The 18,321-nt window shown below is 40.4% G+C and carries 14 protein-coding genes and 4 tRNA genes; 17 read left to right on the top strand and 1 reads right to left on the bottom strand.

The genetic code is table 11. The features are described 5' to 3' along the window. Positions 1-12: 12 nt before the first annotated feature. Both DK924_RS01255 and DK924_RS01260 read left to right on the top strand, forming a co-directional pair. The gene (locus DK924_RS01255) at positions 13-2,022 is read left to right on the top strand and encodes an alpha-amylase family protein (RefSeq protein WP_109874142.1); all 2,010 of its coding nucleotides are present in this window, start codon (positions 13-15) and stop codon (positions 2,020-2,022) included. Positions 2,023-2,197: 175 nt separating this feature from the next. Further along, complete coding sequence (locus DK924_RS01260; protein WP_109874143.1) at positions 2,198-2,644, top strand: DUF2147 domain-containing protein; 447 nt, start codon at positions 2,198-2,200, stop codon at positions 2,642-2,644. A 50-nt stretch (positions 2,645-2,694) separates the two neighbouring features. On the opposite strand, the gene fldB is transcribed toward DK924_RS01260, so the two are convergent. After that, positions 2,695-3,216, bottom strand: a complete 522-nt coding sequence (gene fldB / locus DK924_RS01265; RefSeq protein WP_008467792.1) for a flavodoxin FldB — start codon at positions 3,214-3,216, stop codon at positions 2,695-2,697. 105 nt (positions 3,217-3,321) lie between these two features. On the opposite strand from fldB, the gene xerD reads away from it, so the two are divergent. The 15 genes from xerD to DK924_RS01340 all read left to right on the top strand — a co-directional run bounded on the left by xerD (position 3,322) and on the right by DK924_RS01340 (position 18,305). Continuing rightward, positions 3,322-4,248: a site-specific tyrosine recombinase XerD gene (gene xerD / locus DK924_RS01270; protein ID WP_109874144.1), complete on the top strand. Its 927-nt coding sequence runs from the start codon at positions 3,322-3,324 to the stop codon at positions 4,246-4,248. Between the two features lie 72 nt (positions 4,249-4,320). Further along, the gene (dsbC, locus tag DK924_RS01275; RefSeq protein WP_010391520.1) at positions 4,321-5,049 is read left to right on the top strand and encodes a bifunctional protein-disulfide isomerase/oxidoreductase DsbC; all 729 of its coding nucleotides are present in this window, start codon (positions 4,321-4,323) and stop codon (positions 5,047-5,049) included. 84 nt (positions 5,050-5,133) lie between these two features. Continuing rightward, complete coding sequence (gene recJ / locus DK924_RS01280) at positions 5,134-6,855, top strand: single-stranded-DNA-specific exonuclease RecJ (protein ID WP_109874145.1); 1,722 nt, start codon at positions 5,134-5,136, stop codon at positions 6,853-6,855. A 145-nt stretch (positions 6,856-7,000) separates the two neighbouring features. After that, a protein-coding gene (prfB, locus tag DK924_RS01285) for a peptide chain release factor 2 (protein WP_109874146.1) occupies positions 7,001-8,099 on the top strand; the annotation gives its coding sequence in 2 pieces (ribosomal slippage) (positions 7,001-7,075 and positions 7,077-8,099; 1,098 coding nt in all). Positions 8,100-8,125: 26 nt separating this feature from the next. After that, complete coding sequence (gene lysS / locus DK924_RS01290) at positions 8,126-9,661, top strand: lysine--tRNA ligase (protein WP_109874147.1); 1,536 nt, start codon at positions 8,126-8,128, stop codon at positions 9,659-9,661. A gap of 354 nt (positions 9,662-10,015) precedes the next feature. Beyond that, positions 10,016-10,198: a hypothetical protein gene (locus tag DK924_RS01295; protein ID WP_010391514.1), complete on the top strand. Its 183-nt coding sequence runs from the start codon at positions 10,016-10,018 to the stop codon at positions 10,196-10,198. Positions 10,199-10,326: 128 nt separating this feature from the next. After that, positions 10,327-10,419: transfer RNA gene (locus DK924_RS01300), tRNA-Ser, on the top strand. Positions 10,420-10,454: 35 nt separating this feature from the next. Next, positions 10,455-10,531 (top strand) — tRNA-Arg (locus tag DK924_RS01305). 46 nt (positions 10,532-10,577) lie between these two features. Beyond that, positions 10,578-10,654: transfer RNA gene (locus DK924_RS01310), tRNA-Arg, on the top strand. A gap of 43 nt (positions 10,655-10,697) precedes the next feature. Further along, positions 10,698-10,774, top strand: a tRNA-Arg gene (locus DK924_RS01315). 789 nt (positions 10,775-11,563) lie between these two features. Beyond that, positions 11,564-12,739: an exo-beta-N-acetylmuramidase NamZ domain-containing protein gene (locus tag DK924_RS01320; protein ID WP_109874148.1), complete on the top strand. Its 1,176-nt coding sequence runs from the start codon at positions 11,564-11,566 to the stop codon at positions 12,737-12,739. A gap of 10 nt (positions 12,740-12,749) precedes the next feature. After that, positions 12,750-14,408: a penicillin binding protein PBP4B gene (gene pbp4b / locus DK924_RS01325; RefSeq protein ID WP_109874149.1), complete on the top strand. Its 1,659-nt coding sequence runs from the start codon at positions 12,750-12,752 to the stop codon at positions 14,406-14,408. 107 nt (positions 14,409-14,515) lie between these two features. Continuing rightward, a complete protein-coding gene (locus DK924_RS01330) occupies positions 14,516-15,892 on the top strand; it encodes a Na+/H+ antiporter NhaC family protein (RefSeq protein ID WP_109874150.1) in 1,377 nt (458 codons plus the stop codon). Positions 15,893-16,416: 524 nt separating this feature from the next. Next, positions 16,417-16,989, top strand: coding sequence for an SLATT domain-containing protein (locus DK924_RS18905; RefSeq protein WP_109874151.1), 573 nt, complete (start codon positions 16,417-16,419; stop codon positions 16,987-16,989). Continuing rightward, positions 16,986-18,305: a reverse transcriptase domain-containing protein gene (locus DK924_RS01340; protein WP_109874152.1), complete on the top strand. Its 1,320-nt coding sequence runs from the start codon at positions 16,986-16,988 to the stop codon at positions 18,303-18,305. The genes DK924_RS18905 and DK924_RS01340 overlap by 4 nt, the downstream gene beginning before the upstream one ends. Positions 18,306-18,321: the final 16 nt, after the last annotated feature.

Below are 18,321 nucleotides of genomic sequence, written 5' to 3' on the forward strand. Positions count from 1 at the left end.
GGAACACACACTATGAAGCTGAATAAAATAATCACCACTGCAGGATTGAGCCTTGGCTTAACTTTACCAAGCTTAGCTATGGCTGCACCTACAACATTTGTGCATCTATTCGAATGGAACTGGCAAGATATAGCTCAAGAATGTGAACAGTTTTTAGGGCCCAAAGGATATGCTGCTGTACAGGTATCTCCGCCTAACGAGCATATTACAGGTAATCAATGGTGGACTCGCTACCAACCTGTGAGCTACCAACTGCAAAGCCGTGGCGGGAACCGGACGCAGTTTATAGATATGGTTAATCGATGTAATTCGGCAGGTGTAGATATATATGTTGATACCCTAATAAACCATATGGCTGCAGGTGATGGTACTGGTACCGACGGTAATAACTTTGGTAATAAACAATATCCTATTTACAGCCCACAAGATTTTCACCAAAGCTGTTCAATTAACCCTGAGGATTACGGTAATAATCGCTACCGTGTGCAACATTGCGAGCTGGTAGGGCTTGCCGATTTAAATACCGCTTCAACTTATGTGCAAAATACGTTAGCGGCATATATTAATGACTTACAAGCCTTAGGAGTTAAAGGCTTTAGGTTTGATGCTGCTAAGCATGTTGCTGCAAGTGATATTCAAAGTTTAATGGCAAAAATAAATGGCTCGCCAGTGGTTTTTCATGAGGTGATAGATCAAGGTACTGAAGCGGTAGATGCCTCAGAGTATTTAAGTACAGGTTTAGTTACTGAGTTTAAATACAGTACACAGCTTGGTAATACATTTAGAAATGGCTCGCTTGCGTGGCTAAGTAATTTTGGTGAAGGTTGGGGTTTTATGCCAAGTTCATCAGCTGTGGTATTTGTTGATAACCATGATAACCAACGTGGGCATGGTGGTGCGGGTAATGTAATTACTTTTGAAGATGGCCGTTTATACGACCTAGCTAACGTCTTTATGTTGGCGTATCCGTATGGGTACCCAAAAGTCATGTCGAGTTATGACTTTCATGGTGATACCGATGCAGGTGGGCCAAGTGTGCCAGTGCACAACAATGGTAACTTGGAATGTTTTGCAAGCAAATGGAAGTGTGAGCATCGTTGGTCGTACATTGCTGGTGGTGTTGATTTTAGAAATAACACTGCCGATAACTGGGTTGTAACCAACTGGTGGGATAACACCAATAACCAGATTGCATTTGGGCGAGGTAGCTCAGGCCATATGGCAATTAATAAAGAAGACTCAACTTTAAATGCAACAGTTCAAACAGATATGGCTGCTGGGCAGTACTGTAACGTATTAAAAGGTGAGCTTTCGGGTGATGCTAAAAGCTGTAGTAATGAGGTTATTACAGTTAATAGTAACGGCACTATTAATTTAAATGTGGCGCCATGGGATGCCATGGCTATTCATAAAAATGCTAAATTACTACAAGGCTCGCTCCCTAATAACGGCGGTGATTGGCAAAGAACCGTTGTTTTTATCAATGCGCTAACACAAAGCGGACAAGATATGTTTGTTCGTGGTGGAATAGATCACACTTATGCCAATGCAAACCTTGGTAGAAACTGCCAAACAACGAACGTTGAATGTGCCATGCCTATTCGTCACAACAATTTAAAAAACAACACCACTTTGCCTTGGAAAGCAAACGATAATTACCTAGATTGGTATGGTATCGAACAAGGTCAAAGCAGTGAGGCGCAGGGTACCGCTATGGATTGGACTACTAATATATGGCCTAGTGAATTCGGGGCGAAAAAAACGGTAGATAGCGATGGTTTTGGCGTTACACCGCTTAATATATGGGGTGAACACTACTGGATGCTTGATGTTGATATGGATTGCAGTAAAGCCGTTAACGGCTGGTTTGAACTCAAAGCATTTATAAAAAATGGCCCAGAGTGGGAGGGCGATATAAACCAAGCTGATACCCCATATGCAAGCACTAACCATATGGCCCAGTGCGGCAAAATTAATATGTTTGAATTTAATAGCTCAAGTGTAGAGGTGCGTGACTTTTAAATATGCACTTTTAATCATGTACTTTAAAACGTGATTATTAATTAAAAACCAAGTGTGTTAAAAGCACTTGGTTTTTATTTTTTACATGCACCTAATTAGCTATGTAATTTCATAGTGTGTTTATAAATCAGCTGGTATTATTGTTTTATTCGCTATTTAAAATCAAAGCAACTCTATGAAAAACTTCAATAAACTAACTTTGCTAAGCACTCTCGCTGCAGCTTTATTTATAAGCCATAGTGCGCATGCAAACATGAGTCCTGTAGGGCTTTGGAAAACCATTAATGAAGACACCAAAGAAGCAAAGTCTTATGTACGCATTACTGAGCAAGATGGCTTACTGACTGGCAAAATTGAAAAAATACTCAATAAAGCCAAGCAAGATGCGCTTTGCAGCGAGTGCAACGGTGATAAAAAGAATCAGCCGATGCTAGGCATGACCATTATTGAAAAGGTAACTTATGCAGGTGACGGTAGTTGGGAAGACGGTGAAATACTCGACCCAAATAACGGTAAAACCTACAGCGTGCGTTTAACTCCGCAACAAAATGGCGAAAAACTTGAAGTGCGTGGTTATGTGGGCTTTTTTTACCGTAACCAATACTGGTTAAAAGTAGAATAGTTAAGTATTAAAAAGCGCTGCATAGCAGCGCTTTTTGCAAAAGTGCACAGTTACAGGGTTTCAGCGTACTCTGTCATCACCTGTTCTACCCAGGTGGCAATTCGTTCATCGCTTAGCTCGTACTGACTATCTTCGTCTAATGCTAAACCAACAAATTGTTTACCGTCTTCGGTAAGGGCTTTAGAGGCTTCAAATTCGTAATTACTGTCGTTAGGCCAAAAGCCAAGTTGAGTAATGGCTTGGGCATTTATTTCATCATGAAGCATGCCTAATGCGTCTTGAAACCATTGGCCATATCCTTGCTGATCGCCCATGCCAAATAAGGCAATGGTTTTACCATTTAGGTCAACGTCTTTTATGTCGTCCCACTTTGATTCCCAATCTTCTTGAATTTCGCCAAAGTCCCACGTAGAAATACCAAAAATGATAAAGTCATATTGCTCAGCGTTTTTAAGCGGCTCGTCTTTAATATTATGTAAGCTGACAATGTCGGCGCCTATAATGTCGCGTATTTTTTCTGCCGCCATTTCGGTATAGCAGGTAGTAGAACCAAAAAATAAACCAATCTGCATCGTATTTATCACTGTGTAATTGCCTGTTATGATAGGCTCAAGTTTACCGTAAGGTATTTTTAATTGATACCTTCTCCCGTGGTATTACCAACATGAGATCACAACGTGACAACGCTATCTGACGATTTACCTGAACAAAATAATGAGCTAAGCAGCAATAGCGACTTTTTAGAAACCTTTCTTGATAGCCTCTATTTAGAGCAAGGCGTAAGTGAAAACACGCTGAGCGCTTATCGCAGTGACTTAGATAAGTTTTGCCAATTTTTAAAAGGCGAAAACTTAATGACGGTAACCAGCCTCGACGTTGAAAGTTACTTGGCACATCGTGTTGATTTAGGGCTAAAGCCACGCAGTACTGCACGCAGTATTAGTGCATTAAAACGTTTTTATCAGTACTTTGTACGCGAAAAAATAATTAGCGACTCACCTATGGTCAATATTGCTCAGCCTAAAGCGGGGCAATCATTACCAAAAACGCTTTCTGAGGCCGAAGTAGAGGCGCTATTAAGTGCCCCCAATACAGAAGAGCCAATGGGGCTGCGCGACAAAGCCATGCTCGAGCTCTTGTATGCAACGGGTTTGCGGGTAACTGAGCTGGTAGGGCTGAGAATGGAGCAAATAAATTTGCGCCAAGCTGTGGTGTTTGTAAAAGGTAAAGGAAATAAAGAGCGATTAGTGCCTTTAGGTGAAGAGGCTATGTATTGGCTGGAGCAATTTTTAAAGCTTGGGCGAGCAAAAATGATAAAACATGCCACCGATTTTGTATTTCCCTCTAAACGTGGGGTGGGCATGACACGACAAACTTTTTGGCATCGGATTAAACACTATGCTATTTTGGCATCCGTTGAGTCGCCGTTATCGCCCCACACCTTGCGACATGCATTTGCAACGCATTTATTAAACCATGGGGCTGACTTGCGTGTGGTGCAGATGATGCTTGGCCACAGCGACCTATCAACTACCCAAATTTATACGCATGTAGCGAATGAGCGATTAAAATCGGTGCATGCTGAGCATCATCCTCGTGCTTAAGCGAATTTTTTTGTCACTAAGCCGGTCATATAGACACGATAAGATAAGTATTTTTAGGATAGAGAACCCGTTATGAAAAAATTAATGTTAGCAGGTGCCATGTTGTGCACTAGTTTGAGCGCTTTTGCTAATGGTGTTGCAGTAACACCCGATGCCAATGATCCTATTGTGACAAAATTTGCCGCGCTAGGAGTAACGGTTAAACAAATTAACCCAAGTCCGGTTGCTGGCTTAAAAGAATTGATCACCAATAAAGGGGTGCTGTATGCAAGCCCTGACGGTCAGTTTTTAATGCAAGGTACGCTAATCGATTTAAACAACCGTAGTAATTTAACTGAGCAAGCACTTAATGGTGTGCGTCAATCAGGGTTAAAAGAATACGAAGATTCAATGATTGTGTATAAGGCGCCAGAAGAAAAACACAGCATTACCGTGTTTACTGATATTAGCTGTGGTTACTGTCGCAAATTACACCGTGAGCTTGATGACTTACTTGAGTCGGGTATTACGGTTAAATACCTAGCATTTCCACGTGGCGGCCTACAGGGGTCAGGTTATGCTGATTTAATGAATGTGTGGTGTGCTAAAGATCAGCAAGAAGCACTTACTGAAGCTAAATCTGGTGCAGATACACAAATTGTAAAAGACTGTAGCGCACCCGTTGCAGAGCATTACCAATTAGGGCAAAGCTTTGGAATTAGTGGTACACCGGCTATTATTTTAGAAGATGGCACGATGATCCCAGGCTACCAACCAGCTGCCGCACTAAGCGCTGCGCTTGAGGCGAATAAAGCAGGTTAATTAAAAACCTGAGTACCTGTTTAAAAAGGCCTTTATGGCTTTTTTTTGTCTTTTTGTTATGAATATCATAAGTTAAAAACCAGCATGAAAAAAATGATCATTGCGCGAGAACCTGTTGACGACTCTCATCTACCTAGTCATCTACATCCTGTTATTAAGCAAATTTATGCCACGCGTAACGTCTGCCATGCTGATGAATTAAATAATAGTGCGGCCACTTTGCTCGACTTTAAGCTATTTAAAGATATAGACAAAGCCAGCCAACTATTAATTGATGCACTGCATGCACAAAGTAAAATACTAATTGTTGGCGATTTTGACGCCGATGGCGCAACCAGCACCGCCACCTTAATGCAAGGGTTGGCCATGTTTGGCTTTACCCATTTAGATTATTTAGTGCCAGACCGCTTTAGTTTAGGTTATGGCTTAAGCCCAGCATTGGCTGATCAAATAGTCACTATGCAGCCCGATTTAGTGATCACCGTAGATAACGGTATATCGTGTATTGCAGGGATTGATATTGTTAAAGCCGCAGGCATTAAAGTGCTGGTTACAGATCATCATTTACAAGGCGATCAACTGCCTAATGCCGATGCTATTGTTAATCCTAATCGTCATGACTGTGATTTTCCCTCTAAGTCGATAGCTGGTGTTGGTGTGGCGTTTTATTTGCTTATCGCATTGAGAAGTGCGCTGCGTGAACAAGGCTACTTTAACCAACATCCTATGCCAAATATTGCTGACTTACTCGATATTGTAGCCCTTGGTACGGTGGCCGATGTGGTGGCTCTGGATGCGAATAACCGTACGTTAGTCCATCAAGGCTTGGCACGTATTCGAAGTGGTAAAACCCGCCCAGGTATCACCGCACTGATTGAAGTGGCTAATCGCAATGCAGCTCGTTTGAGTGCCAGCGATTTTGGCTTTTCATTGGCGCCACGTTTAAATGCAGCAGGGCGTTTAGATGATATGAGCCTAGGTATAGCTTGCTTACTTAGCAACGACATAAATCAAGCAAGGCGCATAGCCGGTGAGCTTGACAGCTTAAACTTTGCCAGACGTGAAATTGAGCAAGGTATGCAAGTAGAAGCGCAAGCCGTGCTCGATAGATTGGCATTTAAAGAAGATAGTGTGCCTGATGCTATTTGTTTGTATCAAGACGATTGGCATCAAGGTGTTATTGGCATTTTAGCGGGGCGCTTAAAAGAAAAGTACCACCGCCCAACCGTGATATTTGCGGGTGGCGAAAACGGTGAAATAAAAGGTTCATGTCGCTCTATTGAAGGTTTACATATGCGCGACCTGCTTGAAGGTTTAAACACTGCGCAGCCTGGTTTAATTAATAAATTTGGCGGCCACGCAATGGCGGCAGGTTTAAGTATTAACGAGCAGCAATTTGCTGAGTTCAAACGCGCATTTGATAGTGCAGTTAGCGAGCAACTCAGTGAAGAAAGTAAACGCTGTATTGTATTTACCGATGGTGAGCTACCTAATGATTGCTTTAGCATGGATTTTGCCCAGCTTTTAAAACAATCGGGCCCGTGGGGGCAGCAGTTTCCTGAGCCGATATTTGAACACACCTTTGAAGTAATCCAGCAGCGTATTGTGGGTGAAAAACACTTAAAGCTGGTATTAAAGCATCAGTCTGCACGCTTAGTGGATGCCATTGCCTTTGGGATAGATGTAAAAGCGTGGCCAGATACCGAGGCGCAGTTTGTCAAAGTAGCGTATCAGCTCGATATAAATGAATTTAGAGGTAAATTTAGCTTACAACTTATAGTTAGAGAGCTTGAAAAAGTGGGCTAAAAAATATCTTCAAACCATGCATAAAAGGCTAATAAAACGCGCGGTTTTTTGTTAAAATCGGGCGTTTTTATTATTTAATGATTTTTAATTGCGCTCGGTCTCTTTTTTAAGTGCGCAATAACCTAGCCATTTTGGAGTAATGTACATGTTTGAAGTGAATCCTGTGATTAATCAAATCAAGGAAATTCGCGAACGTACTGAACTGCTTCGGGGGTACCTTTGACTACGCTCTTAAACAAGAACGTTTAGAAGAAGTTAACGCCGAACTTGAAGATTCAGCCGTATGGAATGAGCCTGAGCGCGCACAAGCCCTTGGTCGTGAAAAGTCAGCACTAGAAGCCGTGGTTGAAACAATCGATAACCTTGTTGCTGGTACTGACGATGTTGAAGGTTTAGTAGAGCTTGCTGTTGAAGCTGAAGATCAAGACACCTTTGATGAAGCACAAAGCGAACTAGCTGATTTAAACCAGCAGCTTGAAGGGCTTGAGTTTCGTCGTATGTTTTCAGGCTCTCACGATTCAAACGATGCCTACCTTGATTTACAATCAGGCTCTGGCGGTACTGAAGCACAAGACTGGTGTAATATTTTACTGCGTATGTACTTACGCTGGGGTGAAGCAAAAGGCTTTAAAGTAGAGCTTGTTGAAGCGACCGATGGCGATGTTGCTGGTATTAAAGGCGCAACGGTACGTTTTTCTGGTGAGTATGCATATGGTTGGTTACGCACTGAAACAGGCGTACACCGCCTAGTTCGTAAAAGCCCATTTGATTCAAGTGGCCGTCGCCATACCTCGTTTGCATCTGCGTTTGTTTATCCAGAAGTTGATGACAACATTGAGATTGATATTAATCCGTCTGACTTACGTATAGACGTTTACCGTGCATCTGGCGCGGGTGGTCAGCACGTAAATACCACTGAATCGGCAGTACGTATTACTCACGTACCAACCAATACCGTGGTGCAATGTCAAAACGAGCGTTCACAACATAAAAATAAAGCCCAAGCAATGAAGCAGTTAAAAGCGAAATTATTTGAGCTTGAGCTACAGCAGCAAAATGCTGAAAAGCAAAGCCAAGAAGACAACAAGTCTGATATTGGCTGGGGAAGTCAAATTCGTTCATACGTACTTGATGACTCGCGTATTAAAGACTTACGTACTGGCGTTGAAAACCGTAACACTCAAGCGGTACTCGATGGCGACCTAGATAAATTTATTGAAGCCAGCTTAAAATCTGGTTTATAACCACCAAGCTAAAAAAGAGCTAAAAAATGACTGATCAAATCCAAGACGAAAATAAGTTAATCGCTGAGCGTCGCGGCAAATTAGACGCTATTCGCGAAAATTGCCCAGCCAACGGTCATCCAAACCAATTCCGTCGTGAGCATTACACGGCAGATTTGCAGGCTGAGTTTGGTGATAAGAGTAAAGAAGAGCTAATCGAATTACAGCATGTGGTATCGATTGCAGGTCGTATTCTTGCTAAACGTGGTCCATTTATGTCTATTCAAGACATGAAAGGCCGTGTACAAGCATATGCCTCAAAAGACGTTCAAAAAGATTTAAAAGCAAAATATGGTCAGCTTGATATTGGCGATATTATTGGTGTTAAAGGCGCATTGAACAAATCAGGTAAAGGCGATTTATACGTAGAAATGACAGAGTACGAACTGCTGACTAAGTCACTTCGCCCATTACCAGAAAAATTCCATGGTTTATCAGATCAAGAAACTAAATACCGCCAACGTTATGTTGATTTAATTACTAACGAAGCAACGCGTGAAACATTCCGTATTCGCTCACAAGTAGTTGAAGGCATTCGTCGCTTTTTAGCAGACCGCGATTTTATGGAAGTAGAAACGCCAATGCTGCAGGTTATTCCTGGTGGCGCGACGGCACGTCCGTTTGTAACACACCACAATGCGCTTGATATCGACATGTACTTGCGTATTGCACCAGAGCTTTACTTAAAGCGTTTAGTGGTAGGTGGTTTTGACCGCGTATTCGAAATTAACCGTAACTTCCGTAACGAAGGGTTATCGACACGCCACAACCCAGAATTCACTATGATTGAGTTCTACCAAGCGTATGCTGACTACATTGATCTAATGAACATCACCGAAGACATGTTACGTACAGTTGCAACTAACGTACTGGGCAGCCCAATTGTGGTTAACACCACTAAAGATGAAAACGGCGAAGTTGTTGATTCAGTCGAGTATGACTTTGGTCAACCGTTCACGCGTTTAAGCATGGCAGATGCTATCTTAAAATATAACCCAGAGTTTGATGCAGCGGTATTTAACGACCCAGAAAACCACTTTGAAGAATTAAAAGGGTACGCTAAACAAGTACACGTTAAAATTCCTGAAAACTGCGTATGGGGCCCAGGTAAGTTCTTATGTGAAATATTTGAAGAAACGGCTGAGCATATGCTTATCCAACCTACATTTATCACAGGCTACCCGTGGGAAGTATCTCCACTTGCACGTCGTAACGATGAAAATCCATTTGTAACTGATCGTTTTGAATTTTTTGTTGGCGGTCGTGAATTAGCAAATGGTTTCTCAGAGCTTAACGATGCACAAGATCAAGCTGAGCGTTTTACTCGTCAGGTTGAAGAGAAAGACGCTGGTGATGATGAAGCAATGCATTATGACGAAGACTACATTCGCGCACTTGAGTATGGTTTACCACCAACGGCAGGTGAGGGCATTGGTATTGACCGTTTAGTGATGCTATTTACTGACTCATCAACTATCAAAGATGTTATTTTATTCCCGCACATGCGCCCACAAGCTGACTAAGCTTGAAGGAATAAACTATAAAATTATTAACGCCGCTAATTAGCGGCGTTTTTTTTGCCTTATTGTTTGTGAGACATTGCCTAAACTTTATATTAGGGCTTTTAATTAATAAGTACTACACTGATAATAAAATGTAAGTACAAAGGGATATTAACCTTTAATTCAGTTTCATTATCATAAAGTTGCCTCACTGCTTAGCAACATTAAAGCAGTGCTATAACTTTTTGGTATGATTGTTTTTTAAACATTATGTTGTATTTATGTGAATTTTTTAGCTAAAATATGGCCGAAATTTGTACACGGTCATTCTTAGTCGTAAAAAATAAAAATTTCTAAAGGACTTAGATAAATAATATGAAAGTTAAACAAGTAGAATCTTTACCCGATGAGAGTACCACTGAGCAACAGCGACAAGCTTATTACCGCGCGTGCATTGCCGAGTTTCAAAAATTGGGCTACCAAGAGCAATATCTTGCTGAACTTACGGATGAACTAGTGCCAGTGATGGGTGTAAACTCAAGCACTCCAAATACCTAACCTGATCAATTTTCAAACTAATTACACTTTAAAACCAGACATATGTGCAATCTATAGCCATATAGTCACTTTTGTCAGAAAAGTGTTTGACATATTTTCTGAAATCTTTATTATACGCCCCACAAGACGGAGAGGTGTCCGAGTGGCCGAAGGAGCTCCCCTGCTAAGGGAGTATAGAGTTTGTAGCTCTATCGAGGGTTCGAATCCCTCCCTCTCCACCATTTTTTAAATGGCGAAATCTTGTAAACGTAAAGATGGGCGCATAGCTCAGCTGGATAGAGTACCTGGCTACGAACCAGGCGGTCGGAGGTTCGAATCCTCCTGCGCCCACCACTCTTTACACACTCTGCTTAGAGTTAAAACAAGCAAAAATGAAAGTGGGCGCATAGCTCAGCTGGATAGAGTACCTGGCTACGAACCAGGCGGTCGGAGGTTCGAATCCTCCTGCGCCCACCACTTTCAACTCTCACTTAGAGTTTAAATAAGTAAATATGAAAGTGGGCGCATAGCTCAGCTGGATAGAGTACCTGGCTACGAACCAGGCGGTCGGAGGTTCGAATCCTCCTGCGCCCACCATTTTCATACATAAGCCGACATTAAGTCGGTTTTTTTGTGCCTGAAATAAAGTGAATATGGGAAAGTAGCAAGCTACGAACCAGACGGTCAGAGGTTCACTCTTAAAAGATACGTCCTGCGCCCACCACTTTCTATTACTATTAAAGTTAATAGAAAAGAAACCGACGAAAGTCGGTTTTTTTATGTCTGAAATAAAGTGAATATGGAAAAGTAGTAAGCTACGAACCAGACGGTCGGAGGTTCACTCTTACAAGACACGTCCTGCGCCCACCACTTTCATAAATAAGCCGACATTAAGTCGGTTTTTTTGTGCCTGAAATAAAGTGAAATTGGAAGAGCAGTAGGGTTTGCACTCGACGGTCGGAGGTCCACTCTCAGAAGATACGTCCTGCGCCCAGCACTTTCATAAATAAGCCGACATTAAGTCGGTTTTTTTGTGCCTGAAATTTGAGAAAGCTTTCAGATATTAGTTAAACCCAATTATGCACACCGCTAAATTTTGTATCCAGTCACTTCTCTAAAAGCGCAGCGCCTCTTAACCTCTTTGTGAATAACGCTCTTAAAAATTTAAATGCACAAAGAGAAATGAAAGAGGTGTAAATGAGAAGTTCACAATCTAAACGCCTGCAAGCTACATTCTACAAATAATATTATCGTCAATTTTCAATGTGGACGTAGTGCTTACTTACGTTAGAAACACAGTTTCTCATTGCTAAAACCTAAAACCTAAGCTGCTCTTTAAACTCGGCTGTGTTATTTTGAACGTCTTGTTTAAAAGGATCTTGCTGTATGTTTAAAACCGTATTTTTTATATTCTTATTTATTTTAAGCGCACTTTTTACTGTTGCTACACATGCAAATGAGGCTAAACATGCAATCGCCGTTGGTGCAGAGCAATTTGCTTTGTACTTACCGCAATTAAAAAATAAACGTGTAGGGCTGGTGGTTAATCAAACTTCTGTCGTGGGTCAAACACATCTGGTTGATAGCTTGCTGGCTAAAAACATCAACATCACTAAAATTTTTGCACCTGAGCATGGCTTTCGAGGCGATCATGATGCGGGAGCACATGTTAAAAACGCCGTTGATAGCAAAACCGGTATTCCACTGATTTCTATTTACGGTAAAAACAAAAAACCAAGCGCCAAGGTGCTTAGCGATGTTGATATCATTATTTTTGATATTCAAGATGTGGGCGTACGTTTTTATACTTACATTAGCTCTATGCATTACATGATGGAGGCTGCGGCTGAACAAGGTGTTGAATTTATAGTACTTGATAGGCCAAATCCTAATATTAGCCACATTGACGGGCCAATTTTAGAGCCGCAGTTTAAATCGTTTGTGGGTATGCACCCAATCCCTGTATTACACGGTATGACGGTAGGCGAGCTAGCTAAAATGATCAAAGGCGAGGGCTGGATCAATCAAGCTCATGATTTAAAGCTAAACGTGATCCCTGTTGCAGGCTATACCCGCACAACGCCATACAGTTTGCCGGTAAAGCCAAGCCCTAATTTACCCAACGATCAATCAATAGCGCTGTATCCCTCGTTGTGCTTTTTTGAGGCAACCCCTGTTAGCATAGGTAGAGGAACTGATTTTGCCTTTCAGGTTATTGGTTATTCACCAGTAGCACTTGGGGACTTTAGCTTTACCCCGCGTTCAATAAAAGGCGCAGCGCTTAATCCTAAATTTAAAGACCAAATGGTGAAAGGGATTGATTTACGCCATAGTAATATCACAGGCTTAAACTTAAATTATTTAATTAATGCTTACCAGCAGCTTACACAGGCTAAGCAGGTGTTTTTTGAACGTGCCGATTTTATGGATAAACTCGCAGGAACTGATCAGCTCAGACTTGCCATAGAAGCGGGGCGAACAGCTGAGGAAATTAAGCAAAGTTGGCAAGCGGGGCTTGAGCAATTTAAACAGCAAAGAGCGCCTTATTTGCTCTACCAATAAAGGAATGAGTGTGTATTTAAATTTTTCCGTGTTAGCAAAGCGTACTTTTTTTAACGCACTGACAATTACGCTTTGCTTTATTATTACCGGTTGCAGTGGCGCAAGCAGTGCAATTAAATCTCAGCGCCCGTTTATTCCTAATCAAATACAGAGCCTCGCTAATGCGCAAGTTATTGCTACTTTTCCAGATGCAAACCCCAGTAGCCGAGAATATGTAAATAATCGTGGGACATTTAAAGCGTATAAAGGGCGTGGGCAATTATTACTACAAAATGAAAGTACCTTAAGTGCCGATATTTATATTAATAATAAAAAGTTAGCGCTTGATACCCTGCAAAAAAATACTGAGTATGCCTTTAATTTAGGGCAGTACACTCACAACGGAGTTAACACTTTTAAGGTTGATAACATTCAACCTGCTGACGGCAGTTTAACGCTGCGATTTGCCTTTGCTACTCTAAATAGCTCAGCGGCTAAAACCATTGATTTTAGTGCGGTAGATAAGCTAATAGAAAAAGATGTAAGTGCGGGCTTTCCTGGTGCGGTATTAGCGGTAATTAAAGCGGGTAAGATATTAAAATTAACCGCTTATGGTGATGCCAAGCAATATCAGCAAAATGACTTAATGTTGTTACGCCCAGAGCCCATGCAAACAAATACACTCTTTGATTTAGCCTCAAACACAAAAATATTTGCTACTAACTTTGCGTTAATGAAACTAGTAAGCGAAGGGCAATTAAACATAAATAACAGAGTGAGTGATTACCTAACAGAATACCAAGGCGATGGACGAGAGCTGCGCCAAGTTAAAGACTTACTCACTCATAAAGCCGGTTACCCACCGGTGTTTGATTTTCATCGAAAAGACACCCGCTATGGCGAAGCGTTTTTTTCACAAGCCAGCGAGACCACTAAACAATTACTACTTACCAGCGTACCACTAGCCAGTGAGCCAAGCGCTCAGCATGTTTACTCTGATATTGATTACATGATTTTAGGTGTTTTAATTGAGCGCATTAGCGGCCAACCACTCGACGAATACCTAGAGCAGCATATTTACGCGCCTTTAAAGCTTAACAACACTTTATTTAACCCGCTTAAAAAAGGCTTTAATCGTCAGCAGTTTGCCGCCACGGAGCTAAGTGGAAATACCCGCGATGGCCGTATTCATTTTGATAATATTCGCACCAATGTGTTGCAAGGACAGGTGCATGATGAGCGTGCTTTTTACTCACTTGATGGTGTAGCAGGCCATGCAGGACTATTTAGTAATGCCCCCGATTTAGCCGTTTTATGCCAAGTGTTACTCAACAAGGGCGGTTACGGCGATAAGCAAATTTTTAATGCCAGTAGTTTGGCGCAGTTTTTAACCCCACAAAGTACCGATGAAACCTACGGCTTAGGTTTTCGTCTTGCAGGAAATAATCAAGCGCGGCGCTGGCACTTTGGCCCGTATGCCAGCCCACAAGCTTATGGACACACAGGTTGGACTGGCACAGTAACTGTGATTGATCCCGCTTACGATTTAGCTATTGTTTTACTTACCAATGCACGCCATTCACCAATTAAAGGTAGTGAAAAACGTTATCAGTTTGTAGGTAAAAACTTTGAAACAGCTCAATATGGTTCTATTGTTTCATTAATTTATGAGGCGCTGTTAAATCAGTAAACTCAGTGAGTGACTTAATGGTGTAAATCTATTAAGTTAACTGCTTACTATTAACTAACCAAGGCTGTTAAAGCCGCGTTTATTATAAAAATTAAAAAGGTTTGTTTATGCATTGGTATTCTATTTTGCCACCGCTGATTGCCATTATTATTGTGTTTTGGCGCAAAGAAGTCATTATGGCGCTGCTTGTTGCGGTAATTTCATCGGAATTTTTACTCGCATTACAAGGTGAAGGAAATAGCGTATTTACTACGTTTTTAAATAGCATTGAACGCATAGTTGCTGTGGCCAGTTCTCCTGGTAATACCCGTATACTCATCTTTAGTATTTTAATAGGCGCCTTACTTGCCTATATTCGCGAATCTGGCGGTGTTGCTGCTACCGTTAATTTGTTGATGAACAAAGGTGTTGCGAAAAGTAAGCGCCAAGTGGGCTTTTTAACTATGTTTACCGGCGTTGCGGTATTTATAGAGTCAAACTTAAGTGTGCTTACCTCGGGTATTTTATCTCGCGGCCTGTTCGATAAATTTAAAATGAGCCGCGCGCGTTTAGCTTATATAATCGATAGCACCAGCGCACCTGTATGTATTTTAATATTACTAAACGGCTGGGGTGCATTTGTACTGGGTTTGTTAGGTAATTACGAATTAGGCGAGTCGGCCGTATCGGTGCTGTGGGGCAGTGTAGGCTATAACTTTTACGCCATAATCACTCTGGTTATTGTTTTTTATACCATTGCGTTCGATAAAGTACATGGCCCAATGAAAGTAGCCGAGCAAAAACTAGAGCTACAAACAACCGAGCTAAAAGAAGAAGTAAAAGGCTCTAAAGCACGCTTTATGTTGGTGCCATTACTTACGCTGATTGTGAGCATGGTCGGTTTTATGTTTTACACTGGTAACGGGGTACTTGCCGAGGGTAGTGGCTCAAAATCAGTATTGTATGCCACTGTGTTGGCTATTGTTGTGGCCTATTGTTTAATGATTGGTTCGCGCCAGTTTACCCACCACCAATTAGTCGATACTGGCTTTAAAGGCATGGGCGAATTACTTCCGCTGGTAAGTATTGTATTGCTCTCGCTCACCTTGGGCGCAAGCTTAAAAGAGCTAGGTACAGGCGTGTTTGTGGCATCTTTGGTTGGCGATTACTTACCGATATATTTAATAGTGCCAGTGCTATTTTTAACCGGTGCGGTTATGTCGTTTACTACAGGTACATCTTGGGGCACATTTGCCATACTTATCCCCATTGGCGTACCGCTTATTCAAGCGCTTGGTTTACCGCCATCGCTGGTGGTAGGCGCTATTTTAGGCGGCGGGATATTTGGCGATCATTGTTCCCCTATATCCGACACCAGCGCAGTATCAGCCATCGCCTCAGGCTGTGACTTACTCACCCACGTTAAAACCCAATTACCCTATGCATTAGTAGGCGGCGGCCTAACGTTTGTAGCTTACTTAGTAACGAGCTTAATTGTGTTATGAAATTTGATTATTTAAATACTCAAAAGCTTGCTTAATTACAGGCTTTTTTGTTTACACGTAGGTTGGGTTGAGTGACACGAAACCCAACTAGACTCCCATCTATATTTACTATTTTTGTAGGCACTTAGCAGTTAGCGTGTCGGACGTTAGTCCATAACTAATAATGGATATAAAGATAAATAAAGGTGTTTAACATTCTAGCCTTATAAAAAACTCATTATTTTGTTGTAAAAGAGTTAGAAGCTAAACGCTAGTGTTTCGAGTTAATTATGAAACTTTGTTCTAAATCATTGATGAAAAAAACTTTTTAAATTAGTATAAAGATGCTCTTGATGGGATTGAAGTTAAGTTGTTGTAGCTTCAGTTTGTCTTATGTCTTATAAGGCAAGGTTCACTTATTTATATAGGTGGGCAAATCTAATCTCTACACTTAGGTGTTTGGTTTAACCAAAATGTCAATTTCAACGACATGTTATCTAATAGTATCTACACCCATCTTGAGCTTTTTAAGGGAGTTTCATTACATGGATAGTAAATTAAGTAAAAATATAAGTAGTTTAAGTGATCAAATCTGGTTTACGAGAAAATGCAGGATTAGAGCTTCGGAAAGGCTTCTGTCTAATTATTTCCATTCAAATTTAATACTAGTGTGGTACTCCTTCCTAACCTTTTCTTTTTCCGTATATTTAATTAAAGACCCAGACTTTTTTAATCAGCATACAGATATAATAATGGTTCTTACTACTGGGGCCGTCTTTACTCTTTCATTATTCATTCCTCAATTGAATTTAAAAACTAGATACGAAAAGTTGAAAAAGAATTATATTGCAATGCAAGGGCTAGTGTCTGAGCTTTCTTTATGTGAGTCGAAAAATACCTTTTTCGAGATTCAAGGAGACTATCAGGAGCTCCTTGACTCCGTAGAGAACCACAGATCCTTTGACATGCTTTATTTTGTTCATTTTGAAGCGGATAAAAACTGTAGTAGGGATCTATCCTTTTCTGAGGTATTAAGGCTTTATGTTTATGTTTTTATTCGTACTTCATTCATAACTTTAGCCTATACTTTTCCCATCTTTAGCGTGGTTTTTTTATGAATGAAAGTAAATTTTTTAACACTATATTTGAGAAAGAAAATCTTACAAATGTTTATCTAAAATATATCCATTTTACTCCTTCTACTGGTGTTGATGGAATTAATGCTAATGAAAAATATAACTATGAATCAGAAATAGATCTGATAATTAGGAAAGTCCACACCAGAACATATAAATTTAGTAAATATAAGGAAAAGTTGATTTCAAAAGGAGCCGAGAAATATCCAAGAGTGATATCGATACCTACCGTTAGAGATCGACTTGTTTTAAAAGCGCTTCATTTATTTCTTCAAGGAATTTTTCCTGAAAGTTCAAAAACACTTATTCCTCAAATAATGCTGGATAAGATTAAGCAAGACGTCAAAAAAACGTGCTTTAAATCTTTTATCAAAATTGATATAAAAAATTTTTACCCAAGTATTGAACATGATTTATTGCTAAATAAAGCATTTAAAAAAATTAAAAGTAATGAAGCTAGGGATTTAATTAATAAAGCTCTTACGAACCCCACTGGTATGAAGGCTAACACTCAGGGGGTTCCCCAAGGACTATCAATTTCTAATATCCTAGCAGAAATGTATGTTAATGATGTTGATAATACATACAAAAGTTCTGCACTAATTTCTTATAATCGATATGTCGATGATATATTGATATTTTCTGAAGAGAGCAAGCCAAAGATACTTTTGGATAAAATTATAAATGACTTTGAATCATTAAAATTGGAGTGTCACCATTATGATAATTTGGGCAGTAAAACCAAAATTGGGTCTTTAAACGAAAGCTTTGACTTTTTAGGGTATTGGATTAATAAGCGTAGGCTTACGGTTAAAAAGGAGTCTATTTGGAGGGTGGAGAACTCTATAGCTAAAATTTTAAATGCCCATAAACATATACCTCAAGCTAAAAAATATATAACGGAAAATAAATTAAATTTAAGGATTACTGGTTGTATATATGAAGGTAAGCGAAGAGGGTGGCTTTTTTATTACTCTCAAATGGAAGATGAAACAGTTTTATATAGACTTGATGCTACTGTAAAAAAACTGCTCAAACAGTCGAAGTTGAATACTATTATTAACCAAAAAAAGTTCTCCAAAGCTTATAAGGAGTGTGCAAGAGATGTTATTGAAAATCATAAGTATATTATTAACTTTGATGGATATACATTAGCAGAGAAAAGAAGTTTATTATCAAGCTACATGGATGTTGCGATAATCGAAGCGTTAACCCCCGATACTGTGAATTCTTTATTTACTAAAAGAGTACGACATCTTATCAGGGATTTAGAAGAGGATATTAGAGACAATAGCTAATATTGTAGAAATACTC

Origin of the sequence: Pseudoalteromonas sp. meg-B1 (assembly GCF_003173795.1) — a bacterium.
In the GTDB taxonomy this organism is placed as follows: Bacteria; Pseudomonadota; Gammaproteobacteria; order Enterobacterales; family Alteromonadaceae; genus Pseudoalteromonas; species Pseudoalteromonas undina.